This is a genomic window from Streptomyces sp. NPDC001292 (assembly GCF_042896465.1).
Classification (GTDB): domain Bacteria; phylum Actinomycetota; class Actinomycetes; order Streptomycetales; family Streptomycetaceae; genus Streptomyces.
In genome coordinates this window covers 104,176-116,608 of the sequence record NZ_JBIAXG010000014.1, presented here as the reverse complement: position 1 = coordinate 116,608, position 12,433 = coordinate 104,176, and the positions used below count along the sequence as shown (strand labels likewise).

Annotated in this window: 10 protein-coding genes and 1 pseudogene; 6 read left to right on the top strand and 5 right to left on the bottom strand. The window is 73.2% G+C overall.

The genetic code is table 11. The annotated features are described in order from the left end of the window. The 3 genes from ACFY4A_RS17415 to ACFY4A_RS17405 form a co-directional block, all read left to right on the top strand. Window positions 1-569: chitobiase/beta-hexosaminidase C-terminal domain-containing protein (locus ACFY4A_RS17415; RefSeq protein ID WP_390830286.1), on the top strand; the 569-nt coding region annotated here is incomplete at its 5' end. Window positions 570-828: 259 nt separating this feature from the next. Next, window positions 829-2,010: an ROK family protein gene (locus tag ACFY4A_RS17410; RefSeq protein WP_390830285.1), complete on the top strand. Its 1,182-nt coding sequence runs from the start codon at window positions 829-831 to the stop codon at window positions 2,008-2,010. Window positions 2,011-2,265: 255 nt separating this feature from the next. Next, entirely contained in the window at window positions 2,266-3,264 is a 999-nt protein-coding gene (locus ACFY4A_RS17405; RefSeq protein WP_390830284.1) for a TrmB family transcriptional regulator, read from the top strand. A gap of 32 nt (window positions 3,265-3,296) precedes the next feature. On the opposite strand, the pseudogene ACFY4A_RS17400 reads toward ACFY4A_RS17405, so the two are convergent. Together ACFY4A_RS17400 and ACFY4A_RS17395 are read right to left on the bottom strand one after the other, a co-directional pair. After that, window positions 3,297-3,494 (bottom strand): annotated as a pseudogene (locus tag ACFY4A_RS17400) (M36 family metallopeptidase); the annotation flags it as partial. A 103-nt stretch (window positions 3,495-3,597) separates the two neighbouring features. Then, window positions 3,598-6,201 (bottom strand): CHAT domain-containing protein, encoded by a 2,604-nt coding sequence (locus tag ACFY4A_RS17395; RefSeq protein WP_390830283.1) that lies wholly within the window; start codon window positions 6,199-6,201, stop codon window positions 3,598-3,600. Between the two features lie 119 nt (window positions 6,202-6,320). Between ACFY4A_RS17395 and ACFY4A_RS17390 the strand changes: the two genes are divergently transcribed. Genes ACFY4A_RS17390 through ACFY4A_RS17380 form a run of 3 tightly spaced genes read left to right on the top strand, consistent with a single transcriptional unit; the run spans window position 6,321 to window position 8,907 of the window. Next, window positions 6,321-7,757 (top strand): S8/S53 family peptidase, encoded by a 1,437-nt coding sequence (locus tag ACFY4A_RS17390; RefSeq protein WP_390830282.1) that lies wholly within the window; start codon window positions 6,321-6,323, stop codon window positions 7,755-7,757. 59 nt (window positions 7,758-7,816) lie between these two features. Beyond that, window positions 7,817-8,392, top strand: coding sequence for an RNA polymerase sigma factor (locus tag ACFY4A_RS17385; protein WP_390830281.1), 576 nt, complete (start codon window positions 7,817-7,819; stop codon window positions 8,390-8,392). Continuing rightward, window positions 8,389-8,907 (top strand): hypothetical protein, encoded by a 519-nt coding sequence (locus ACFY4A_RS17380; protein WP_390830280.1) that lies wholly within the window; start codon window positions 8,389-8,391, stop codon window positions 8,905-8,907. The genes ACFY4A_RS17385 and ACFY4A_RS17380 overlap by 4 nt, the downstream gene beginning before the upstream one ends. 63 nt (window positions 8,908-8,970) lie before the next feature. Here ACFY4A_RS17380 and ACFY4A_RS17375 read toward each other — a convergent pair whose 3' ends face one another. The 3 genes from ACFY4A_RS17375 to ACFY4A_RS17365 all read right to left on the bottom strand — a co-directional run bounded on the left by ACFY4A_RS17375 (window position 8,971) and on the right by ACFY4A_RS17365 (window position 12,351). Then, window positions 8,971-9,174 carry a hypothetical protein gene (locus ACFY4A_RS17375; protein WP_390830338.1) on the bottom strand — a complete coding sequence of 68 codons (204 nt, stop codon included), beginning with the start codon at window positions 9,172-9,174 and terminating at the stop codon, window positions 8,971-8,973. A gap of 94 nt (window positions 9,175-9,268) precedes the next feature. Beyond that, a complete protein-coding gene (locus tag ACFY4A_RS17370) occupies window positions 9,269-11,488 on the bottom strand; it encodes an NADP-dependent isocitrate dehydrogenase (RefSeq protein ID WP_390830279.1) in 2,220 nt (739 codons plus the stop codon). Window positions 11,489-11,586: 98 nt separating this feature from the next. Continuing rightward, entirely contained in the window at window positions 11,587-12,351 is a 765-nt protein-coding gene (locus tag ACFY4A_RS17365; RefSeq protein ID WP_390830278.1) for a crotonase/enoyl-CoA hydratase family protein, read from the bottom strand. Between the last annotated feature and the right edge of the window lie 82 nt (window positions 12,352-12,433).

Below are 12,433 nucleotides of genomic sequence, written 5' to 3'. Positions count from 1 at the left end.
AGCCGGAGGACAAGACGCCGCCGGAGACGTCGGCGACGGTGTCGGGGACGAAGGACGCTTCCGGTAACTATGTGGGCAGTGCGACGGTGACGGTGTCCGCCTCGGACGCCGGGTCCGGTGTGGCCAGAGTCGAGTACTCCCTCGACGGGGGCCCCTACCTCCAGTACTCGGCACCGGTGGTGATCGACAGGGCCGGTAGCCACGCCTTCCTCTACCGGGCCACCGACAAGGCCGGCAACACGTCCACGCCGAAGTCGCTGTCCCTCACCGTCGTCGACAGCGAGCCGCCGGCCAACTGTCCGGAAAGGGACGACCGGCCCACCGTGTTCGTGGGCTCGATCAACACCGGCATCCCCAACCGCGTCACGGCCGACGGCTGCACGATCAACGAACGGATCGAGGACCACCGGGCCTGGGGGAGCCACGGCACGTTCGTCTCCCACGTCGGAAAGGTCGTCCAGGCACTGCGGGACGAGGGTGTCATCGACCAGCGGGAGGCCGCCGCGATCAAGAAGGCGGCAGGCCAGGCCGACGTCGGCAAGCCCAACCGCGGTCCCTCCGACGCGTGAGTCACGGCCAGGGCGGTGACCCCGCCTGAACCGTGAGCCCTGGCGGGCTGCGACAGCAGTCCGCCAGGGCACCCTCCGGCACCGGGTCCATGGCACTGTGTCGAACCGGCTTTGTCCATCGACAGATGAAAGTTCGACACGTTGGTGCACAAGTTTCTTTCGTCAGCGGCGGCTCGGTGCTACGGTCCTTCTCGAAGTCGTGCCCCCAAGTGCCGGGCATGCGATCGATTCTTGCCACGACGGGGGCGGCGTGAGGTCCATGACGGCTCGACCGGCCAATCTTCATCAGGCCCGGCTGCTCCGCCTCCTGCGCGACCTCGGCCCGCAGTCCCGGGTCGCCCTCGGTGAGCAGGTCGAGCTGTCGCGCTCCAAGCTCGCGTTCGAGATCGACCGGCTGCTGGAAACAGGACTGGTCGTCCAGGACGGCCTCGCCGCCTCCCGGGGCGGCCGCCGCTCGCACAACGTCCGGATCGCCCCGTCGCTGCGGTTCCTCGGCGTGGACATCGGCGCCACCTCCGTGGACGTCGCGGTCACCAACGCCGAGCTGGACGTCCTCGGCCACGTGGCCGAGACGCTGGACGTGCGCGAAGGCCCGGTCGCGGTCTTCGAGCGGGTGCTCGCCCTGGCCGGCAAGCTGCGCGAGGCGGGACTGGCGGAACACTTCGACGGCGCCGGGATCGGTGTGCCGGGACCCGTCCGGTTCCCCGAGGGCGTCCCCGTCGCGCCGCCGATCATGCCCGGCTGGGACGGCTTCCCCGTCCGCGAGGCGATGAGCCAGGAGCTGGGCTGCCCCGTCCTCGTCGACAACGACGTGAACCTGATGGCCCTGGGCGAGCAGCAGGCCGGCGTCGCCCGGTCCGTGGGCGACTTCCTGTGCGTGAAGCTAGGAACCGGCATCGGCTGCGGCATCGTCGTCGGCGGTGCGGTCTACCGCGGTGTCACCGGCAGCGCCGGCGACATCGGCCACATTCAGGCGGACCCGGACGGGCCGCGGTGCGCCTGCGGCAACATCGGTTGCCTGGAGGCGTACTTCGGCGGCAGCGCCCTCGTCCGCGACGCGACCGCGCTCGCCCAGTCCGGCCGCTCGACGGAGCTGGCCGGACGGCTCGAAGCGGCCGGGAGACTGACCCCCGAGGACGTGTCGGCCGCCGCCGGTGCCGGGGACGCCGCGTCCCTGGACCTGATCCGCCTGGGCGGACGACGTACCGGTCAGGTCATCGCCGGCCTGGTCAGCTTCTTCAACCCCGGCCTGGTGGTCATCGGGGGAGGGCTCACCGGACTGGGGCACAACCTCCTGGCGAGCATCCGCACCCAGGTCTACCGCCAGTCCCTGCCCTTGGCGACCGGCAACCTGCCGATCGTCCTCGGCGAGCTCGGCCAGGTCGCCGGCGTCGTCGGCGCCACCCGGCTGATCAGCGACCACGTCTTCTCACCGGCCTGATCCACGCGGCCCGACCCTCCCGGCCGGACCGTTCGCCCCCGATGAGCTTCCCCCGAGGTGGTCCCCTCGATGTGGTTCGCGGGCGCGGGCCCGGGCTCGGGTCAGTGGCTCGTGCGGGGGAGCGCGGAATCGCGTCGTTCACACCCTGGCGCGAGTGGACGGTGACACGTCAAGATCTCTTCCCCGGCGGCTCCGGCCGGCCGGGAGCCGGTACCGGTGAGGGCCGGTGCACGACCGGAGGAGGAGAGGAGCGACATGTTCGAGACCGCAAGTCTCGACTCCGTGGAAGTACGTGCGTACCGCAGCCTCGTCAGGGTGTCGGAGTCCACACCGTCCCAGCTCGCCCGCCGTCTCGGTCTGTCCTGGCGGGAGGCGGTCAGGCTCCTCGACACGCTGGAGGCCAAAGGGCTGGTGAGCCGCGCCGAGGGTTCGGCACACCGCTTCCGCGCGTCACCGCCCGATCTGGCACTCGGCCCGCTGCTGCTGAGCCGGCAGCAGGAGTTGCAGGCCGCGCAGTCGGTGATGGCGAAGCTCACCGAGGAGTACCGCAGCGAGGCCCGGCGCCGGGGTTCGGGCGAGACGGTCGAGACGGTGACCGGGGCGCAGGCGATGGCCCGGACGTTCGACCAGCTTCAGCGCGGCGCCCGGGACGAGATCCTGGCGCTGTGCAAGCCGCCGAACGTGGCGGTGCCGTCCCGCGGCAACGACACCCAACTGGAGGTCCTGGCCTCGGGGGTGACGTACCGCGCGGTCTACGAGTCGTCGGCGCTGGAGGTACCGCCCGAGGTGTACCGGATCCGCGAGTTCGTCGAGTGCGGAGAACAGGCCCGGGTCGCCGCGGAGGTCCCGGTGAAGATGGTGGTCGCGGACCGGCAACTGGCCATGCTCGTCTCCCCGTTCGTACGCCTCTCGGAGGCGGGCGGCCCGGCCGGCGACCCGCCGTCCGCCGTCCTGGTCCGCCCCGGCGCGCTGCTCGACGCCCTGATCGCGTTCTTCGAGAGCCTGTGGATGGGCGCCTCCCCGCTGGTCCTCACCGAGGACGGGCTGGTCGGCGAGAGGGAATCCGACCGGACTCCTCCGCCGGAGGACCTGCTCCTGCTGTCGCTGCTGCTCACCGGGCTCACGGACACCGCCATCGCCGGCCAGCTGGGCACGAGCCTGCGCACCGTCCAGCGCCGCATCCGCGACCTGATCGAGTTCGCCGGGGTCCGCACCCGGATGCAGGAGTGCACCTCCGCTCCGCCCATGTCGTAGCCGAAGTTGGAGTAGTTGAGCGGGCTGCGGTCGATGGCGAAGTTGCGGATGCCGCGCTCGTTGTTGTCGGTCACGTACGGGCCGACCACCCACGGGTCCACCCCGTCCGGGACCACGCCGGTCTCGATCAGCCGCTCGCTGGCGACCAGGTCGCTCCAGGACTCGCCCATCGAGCCGCCGTGGCTGCCGGAGATACCGGCGTCGGGGCCGCCGATCATCCGGTTGGTGATGGCGTGGGTGTACTCGTGTCCGATGACGGAGGCGTCGAAGTCGCCGTCGGCGCAGCGCCCGTAGAAGGCGCCGCGTCGTCCGTACGACGCGGCGGCCTCCGGCTCAGGCGGCGCCGAAGGCCGTGAAGGCCCAGCCCGTTGCCTGGTGTGTCGCGTCGTCCGGCAGGGCGGTCCGGGCGTCGCGCAGGGCCTCGGCCAGGGAGAGTCCGGCGTCCAGGCCCTTGTGCAGGGCGAGCATCAGGGGGACCACCGCCTCGTCGTTGACGGGGGCGCTGCACGCCACCACCCCGGCGGTGCCCAGCGGCAGCAGCGCCGTGACCAGGCCGAGGAGTTCGTCGGCGCCGACCGAGGCGAACCGGGCGGTGTCGCAGCAGGACAGGATGATCCGGTACGGGCTGCGGTCCAGGCGCTCGAAGTCGTGCACGATGAGCGGGCCGTCGGCCATCGTCAGTGACGAGAACAGCGGGCTGTCCGCGCGGAAGGCACCGTGCGCGGCGATGTGCGCGAGCGCGGCACCGTCCAGCTCCCCCAGCACGCGCGACACATGCGCGTCGGCCTCCTCCAGCACGGTCGGAGCGCCGCAGCGGTCGGCGAGTTCGGGCACCTCCGCGCCCCCGGTCGCCAGACCAGGGCCGCGCACCAGTACCCAGCGGCCCCCCGGCGGCGGTTCGGTCTCGCGGGCGCGCAGCCAGCTGCTCGCCGACGGCGACACGCTCAGCACCCGCTCCCGCAGCGACGGCAGCAGCGCCCACGGCACCCGGTGCAGCGAGCCCGGCGGCACCACCACGACCGGCCCGGAGCCCAGATGCCGGGCGGCCGGGCCCAGCAGCAGCTCCTCCAGGCGGCGCCCCGCCGCCTCCACCAGCGGCAGCCGGGCCGCCGCACCGGGGTGGGCCAGCCGCCGCAGTCCCGCCTGCACGTGCTCCGCCTCGGTCACCGCGTCCGCGAGCCGGCCGGCCTCGAAGCGCCGTACCCGCCCCTCGCCGCACAGCAGCACGTGCACCCGCCCGTCCAGTACGGCCAGTTCGACCAGCCGCGCGTCCCCGAGCCGCGCCAGCAGCCGGCCGGGGTCGAACCGGTCGCCGCCGCCGGGCGCCTCGCCGCGCAGACGCAGGGTGCGTGAGCGGATCTCCCGCTCCAGGCGCCGCTGTTCCCTTTCCAGCGCGGGCACCGGGTGGCCGTCCCGGCGGGCGTCCTGCGCGCGGGCGGCGATCTCACGGAAGGCGGTCAGCCCGCTGAGCAGGGCCGGGTCGGCGGGCGGCCGGGTGGGCGGCGCGGACAGCACGGTGGCCCGCCAGCGCTCGCTCCACACCAGCAGCCGCCGCGGCTCACCGGAGGCGAGTGCCGCCTCCTGGGCCAGCGCGGCCAGTTCGGCGCCCTGCGCGGTCGCCCGGGCACGCAACTCCGAGGCGCCCAGCGTCATCCGGTGGTCGTCGAGCACGTCGAGCCCGCGCCGGCACGCCTCCAGCACGCCTCGGCGGGAGCCCGCCGCCCGTGCCCGCAGCGCCTGCGCCGCCCAGCCCGTCATCCGGGCGAGCGGCGGTCCACCGTGCCGGCTGCGCGCGGCGAGGATCAGGTGGCTCTCCGCGTCCGCCGGCCGGCCCAGGGCGAGCGCGATCCGGCCCGCCAGCAGCGACGCCTCCGGCGCGGCCGGCGAGCCGAAGGAGGCCAGCCGTTCGGCCACCGCCGCGGCGTCCGCGACCAGCCGCCCCGAGCGGCGCCCGTCTGCCACCCGGGCCTCGATCAGGACCAGGCGGGCGTGCGTCTCCCACCAGGTGCGCCGCTGCCCGGCGAACAGCCGCACGGCCAGCGCCGCGCGCGCGATCGCCGTGTGCGGGTCGTCCGCCAGCCGCGCCGCCCGCGCCGCGGCCAGCAGCAGTTCCGCCTTGCGGGTCGACTGGCCGCCGATGCCGTCCAGTTCGGCGATCGCCGCGTCCGCCCCGGCCAGCGCCTCGGGGGCCAGTCCGGCCGCCATCAGGACCTCGCAGCGCCGGATGTCCAGCATGAACGTCGGCGTGCCGAGCTTGGCGTACTGCTCCTCGGCCTCGTCGAGGAGCCGCAGCGCCGCCGGGATGTCGCCCTGCCGGAAGGCCGCCAGGCCCCGGCTCTCCACGGCGTCCGCCTTGTCGTGCTCCTGGCCGGTGGTGTCCCACAGCGCCTGAGCCGCGGTGAAGTCGGCGTCCGCCCGCTCCACCGCGCCCAGCGCCAGGTGCACGGTGGCCCGCAGTGTCAGTGCCCGCGCCGTCCAGATCACGTCGCCGGCCTGCCGCAGCACGGGAATCGCCCGCCGTACGTCCTCCAGCGCCTCACGATGACGGCCCAGCACCCACCACACGTACGCCCGCCGGAACAGCACCCGCGCCCGGGTGTGGCCCGTCCCGCGCACGACCCCGCGCTCGAACGCCGCGAGTCCCTGCCGTGTGCGCCCCGCGTGCACCAACGCAACCCCCAGCGTGGCCAGTACGTCGGCCTCCCGCTCGGCCGAGTCGGCGCGCGCCGCCAGGTCCCGGGCCCGCCGCAGATGCCGCAGCGCCAGCCGGGTGTCGCCGAAGTCCCGCTGCCAGATGCCGATCACCTGGTGCGCCACGGAGCCGTGCAACGGCGGCGGACCGGCCTCCAGCAGCCCGCGGGCCCGCGCCAGGGCCTCGCCCGGCGCGGCGAACACCATGGGCAGCAGTTCGAGGACCGAGTCGCTTCCCGCTGTCACGGGTCGGATGTTAGTGGCCTGGTGGTACCCCTGGAACCGGCGCACGCGGGTTGACGCTGTATCAAGCGGGAGCCGCATGGCTCAGACTGACGACTGTCGCACCAACGGGAGGACACGCCATGGCACCTCAGCGATTCCGCGAGCAGTTCGCCCAGATCCAGCGCTCGATGCCGGACGTGCCGCTCGCGATGGGGCCGGACGACGCGGCCGAGTTCTGCTACGAGAAGGGTGTCGTCCTCGCCCGCGACGGCGAGGAGGCCCGGTTGGTCGAGGACACGGTCCGCTCGCACTTCACCGCCGCGCCCGACCTGACCGCGGACCGCGTGCGCCGGGCGGGCCCGGAGACCAACCGCACCGGCGTCACCCGTATCCAGGTCGACGACCCGGGCCGCGGCGACCGCCGTGGCGACCTCGCGGTCACGCACGCCCTGCGCGCCCTGCGCGAGCACGAGGGCAGGGCCGGACGGCGGCTGGTCAGCCGCAACCACGTGGTGTCGATCGCGGTCAACGCCTGCCCCGGCGACGAGCCGGTCCCCGCCCCGTTCGCCGAGGGCCCCAACCCGGCGCCCGCCGAGACCACCTACGACGAGGACACCGCCGTCGGCGTCCTCGTCGTCGACACCGGCCTCATGCACGACTACCGCTCGGTCCCGATGCTGGCCCACGTCCAGGGCGACGCGCAGGTGGCGGAGACCGACGACGCCGGCGTCCTCCAGCAGTACGTCGGCCACGGCACGTTCATCGCCGGGCTGGTCGCGGCCGTCGCCCCCAACACCGACATCACGGTGCGCGGCACCCTCAACGACGCCGGCGCCGTCCTGGAGTCCGACTTCGGGCACCGGCTGTTCGAAGCCGTCGACGCGGGCGGCTGGCCCGACATCCTCAGCCTGTCCGCGGGCACCTCCAACGGCCGCACCGACGGCCTGCTCGGGGTGGACGCCTTCATGCGGGAGCTGCGCGCCCGGGGCACCCTGCTCGTCGCGGCCGCCGGCAACAACGCCAGCGGCACACCGTTCTGGCCCGCCGCCTACGCCGGCCTGCCGGACTACGCCGAGTCCGTGCTGTCGGTCGGCGCCCTGCGCGGCGACGGCGAGCACGGCGCGTGCTTCAGCAACCACGGCGCCTGGGTGAAGGCGTACGCGCCGGGCGAGCGGCTGACCAGCGCCCTCACCGGCTTCGAGGCACCCGTGCCGTACGTCTACCAGCACTCCACCTACGACGCCTGCCGGTTCGGCTTCGCCTACGCCTGCACCTGCCAGTCCCCGCGGCACACCGGTGTGCTCAGCGAGGCGGAGCAGAGCCCCCCGGCCAAGGCCGACCGGGTGATGTTCGAGGGCTTCGCGCAGTGGAGCGGCACCTCCTTCGCCACCCCCGTGGCCGCCGGCATGATCGCGGCGCACATGACGGCGCACAAGGAGCGCGACCCGCGCGCGGCCCGGCGCCAACTGCTCGAGGCGAACACCGAGTACGCGGAAGTACGCGGGGCGCACGTCCCGGCGCTGCGTCCGCCCACCTGGCGTCCGGTCCCCGTGGTCCGGCTCGCTCCGCCGGCATGAGGTCCGGAACCGTCCCCTCCGCGGCGTACGATGACATGCCGTATTCGAGGGGTGAGTCCGTGGATCGTGCAGAAGTCGGCGTGCTCGTCCGGTCCGCCGTCGGCGGTGACGCGGCGGCCTGGAAGGCACTGGTGGAGGGGCTGAGTCCGCTGGTGTGGTCGGTCGTTCGCGCGCACCGGCTCTCGGACGCCGACGGTCACGAGGTGTACCAGACCGTGTGGTTCCGTTTCGCCCAGCACCTCGGGCGGATCCGGGAACCCGACAAGGCGGGCTCGTGGCTGGCGAGCACCGCGCGCAACGAGTGCCTGAAGACGCTCAGGAGCCTGAGCCGGCTGACGGTGACGAGTGATCCGCAGCTGCTGGACCGGGTCAGCGAGGACCGTACGCCCGAGCAGTCGCTGCTCGACTCCGAGGAGGCCGCCGCGCAGAGCGAGCGGATCCGCAGGCTGTGGCAGGAGTTCGAGAAACTCGGCGACCGCTGCCGCCAGTTGCTGCGGGTGCTGATCGCCTCGCCGCCGCCCAGCTACCAGGAGGTGTCCGCTGCCCTGGGCGTCGCCGTGGGCAGCATCGGACCACTGCGCCAGCGCTGTCTGCGGCGCCTGCGCGCACGACTCGACGCACGGGGGACAGTGTGAGCGACGGAAACGACACCTGCGACAACGACGACGCCGGCGGCGAACTCCTAGGCCGGGAAGGGGCGTTCGGCGAGGAGGACATGGCCGCGGGGCTGCTGGAGGAGGAGTTGCGGCAGGCCGCCGTCATCCTCGACCCGGTGCCCGGCCATCTGCGTCAACTCGCCGTCGAGGCCTTCGCCTTGCGGGACCTCGACGCCCGGATCGCGGAGCTGACCTTCGACTCGCTGGTCGACGCCGTTCCGGTCCGGGGCGCGACGGACACACCGCGGATGCTGACCTTCCAGGCCGGTGAGCTGACCGTGGACGTCGAGGTCACCGGGGACGGGCTGATGGGGCAGGTGCTGCCGCCGCAGCCGGCCCGGATCGAGGTGCTGACCGGCCCGCGGCGACCGAACCCCGCGCTCACCGCCGACGAACTGGGCCGGTTCACCGGCGACGCACCGCCCGCCGGCCCGTTCGCGCTGCGGCTGCGCGCGGGCGCCGAGGTCGTGGTCACGGAGTGGATGCGGGCGTGACCGGGCCGGCCCGCCTCACCGACCGGGCCGGCCCGTCTCACCAGTTGCCCGGCTCGGCCCGTCTCACCGGGCGACCGGCAGGGTCCGCGGGCCGCGGATCATCGTCTTCCGTCGCCAGGCGACCTGGTCGGCGGGGACCGCGAGCCGGAGACCCGGCAGCCGGTCGAGCAGCGTGTCGATCAGCTCCCTCCCACCAGCCCGGCGTGGGATGACCGGGCCCGGCCGGCCGCGCCCCGCGGCGCACCAGCGCCGGACGAGGTATGGCATGCAGCCGTCACAAAAGGCTCCGCCCCGGCCGGCGGGGTGCCGGTCGGGGCGGAGCCGTGAGGGTCGTGGGCCCGGCGGGGTGCCGGGGCCCGGGTCAGCTCAGGGTGGCCAGCGCCTCGTTCCAGGTGGCCGACGGGCGCATGACCTCGGCGGCCTTGGCCGGGTCGGGCTGGTAGTAGCCGCCGATCCCGGCCGGCTTGCCCTGGACGGCGATCAGCTCGTCGACGATCTTCCGCTCGTTGGCGGTGAGGGTCTCGGCGAGCGGCGCGAAGGCCTCGGCCAGAGCGGCGTCGTCGGTCTGCTTCGCCAGCTCCTGCGCCCAGAACAGGGACAGGTAGAAGTGGCTGCCGCGGTTGTCGATGCCGCCGACGCGACGGGTCGGGGACTTGTTCTCGTTGAGGAAGGTCGCCGTGGCCCGGTCCAGGGTGTCGGCGAGGACCTGGGCGCGGGCGTTGCCGGTGGTCTTGGCGTACTGCTCGAGCGACGGCACCAGGGCGAAGAACTCGCCCAGGGAGTCCCAGCGCAGGTAGTTCTCCTTGACCAGCTGCTGCACGTGCTTCGGCGCGGAGCCGCCGGCGCCCGTCTCGAACAGGCCGCCGCCCGCCATCAGCGGGACCACGGAGAGCATCTTGGCGCTGGTGCCCAGCTCCAGGATCGGGAACAGGTCGGTGAGGTAGTCGCGCAGCACGTTGCCGGTGACGGAGATGGTGTTCTCGCCGCGCCGGATGCGCTCCACCGACAGCTTCGTCGCCTCCACCGGGGACAGGATCTTGATCTCCAGGCCCTCGGTGTCGTGCTCCGGCAGGTACTGCTGGACCTTGGCGATCAGGTTGGCGTCGTGGGCGCGGCCCTCGTCCAGCCAGAACACGGCCGGGTCGCCGGTGGCGCGGGCGCGGGTGACGGCCAGCTTCACCCAGTCCTTGATCGGGGCGTCCTTGGTCTGGCAGGCGCGGAAGATGTCACCGGCCGAGACCGTCTGCTCGAGCACGGCGTTGCCGGCCTGGTCGACCAGGCGGACGGTGCCGGTGACCGGGATCTCGAAGGTCTTGTCGTGGCTGCCGTACTCCTCGGCCTTCTGCGCCATCAGGCCCACGTTCGGGACCGAGCCCATGGTCGACGGGTCGTAGGCGCCGTGGGCGCGGCAGTCGTCGATCACGGTCTGGTAGACGCCCGCGTAACTGGAGTCCGGGATGACCGCGAGGGTGTCGTGCTCCTGGCCGTCCGGGCCCCACATGTGGCCGGAGGTGCGGATCATGGCGGGCATGGAGGCATCGACGATCACGTCGGAGGGGACGTGCAGGTTGGTGATGCCCTTGTCGGAGTCGACCATCGCCAGCTCCGGGCCCTCGGCGAGCTCGGCGTCGAAGGAAGCCTTGATCTCGGCGCCCTCCGGCAGGTTCTCCAGGCCCTTGTAGATGCCGCCGAGACCGTCGTTCGGAGTCAGACCGGCCGCGGCGAGCGCCTCGCCGTACTTCGCGAACGTCTTCGGGAAGAAGGAGCGCACCACGTGACCGAAGACGATCGGGTCGGAGACCTTCATCATCGTGGCCTTCAGGTGCACGGAGAACAGGACGCCCTCCTGCTTGGCGCGGGCGACCTGGGCGGTGAGGAACTCGCGCAGCGCGGCGACACGCATCACGGAGGCGTCCACGACCTCGCCCTTCAGGACGGGCACGGACTCGCGCAGCACGGTGGTGGAGCCGTCGTCGCCCTTCAGCTCGATGCGCAGCGCGCCGTCCTCGGCGATCACCACGGACTTCTCGGTGGAGCGGAAGTCGTCGACGCCCATGGTCGTCACATTGGTCCGGGACTCGGCGGTCCAGGCGCCCATGCGGTGCGGGTGGGTCTTGGCGTAGTTCTTCACCGAGGCGGGGGCGCGGCGGTCGGAGTTGCCCTCGCGCAGCACCGGGTTCACCGCGGAGCCCTTGACCTTGTCGTAACGGGCGCGGATCTCGCGCTCCTCGTCGGTCTTCGGGTCGTCCGGGTAGTCCGGCAGCGCGTACCCCTGGCCCTGGAGCTCGGCGATCGCGGCCTTCAGCTGCGGGATGGAGGCCGAGATGTTCGGCAGCTTGATGATGTTGGCCTCGGGCGTCTTGGCGAGCTCGCCCAGCTCGGTCAGCGCGTCCGGGATCCGCTGGTCCTCGGTGAGGTACTCCGGGAACACGGCGATGATGCGCCCGGCCAGCGAGATGTCACGCGTCTCCACCGTGACACCCGCCTGCGAGGCGTACGCCTGGACCACCGGCAGGAAGGAATACGTCGCCAGGGCCGGGGCCTCGTCAGTGTGTGTGTAGATGATGGTCGAGTCAGTCACCGGGTGCTCCGCTCCACGTCTGCAACATTGCTCGACATCAAGATATCTCGTGACGGTCTCCGACTCGACAGGGGTCCGCCCCGGATCCGGAGGCGGGCTCACCCGTCCGCGAACGAGCCGTGCCGCCCCGCCCCGGCGGCGAACCGGGCCGCGCCCTGAAGGCCCTCGCCCAGTACGCCCATGCCGTGCCGCAGCTCCCCGCGCAGGGCCGACGCCTCGTCCAGGGACTCCTGGTCCAGGACCGAGGCGCGGTCCGAGCGCAGGCAGGCCTGGGGGAAGCCGGCGAGCCGGGCGGCCAGCCGCTCGGCCTCGGCGCGGGCACGGCCGGTGGGGACGAGCCGGTTCGCCAGGCCCATCTCGTACGCCTCGCGGGCCGGGACCGGCCGTCCGGTGAGGATCATGTCCATGGCGCGGCTGGTGCCGATCAGCCGGGGCAGCCGTACCGTGCCGCCGTCGATCAGCGGCACGCCCCAGCGGCGGCAGAACACACCGAACACGGCGTCCTCCTCCGCCACCCGCAGATCGCACCACAGCGCCAGTTCCAGACCGCCCGCCACGGCGTGGCCGGCCACGGCCGCGATCACCGGTTTGGACAGCCGCATCCGGGTCGGCCCCATCGGCCCGTCGCCGTCCTCCGCGACCCGGTTGCCCCGCCCGGTGCCGACCGCCTTCAGGTCCGCGCCCGCGCAGAACGTGCCGCCCTCACCCCACAGCACCGCCACCCTGGCCTCCGCGTCGGACTCGAACCGGCGGAAGGCGTCGGCGAGTTCGACGGCCGTCGGGCCGTCCACCGCGTTGCGGGCCCCGGGCCGGGACAGGACGACCGTGGTGACGTACCCCTGGCGCTCGATCCGGACCGGCATGGCGGCGACCTCCTGCTGCGTGGTGGGACGGCAGGTTACTCCTCGGTCACCTCGTACGGGGAACGACTCGTACGGGGAACGA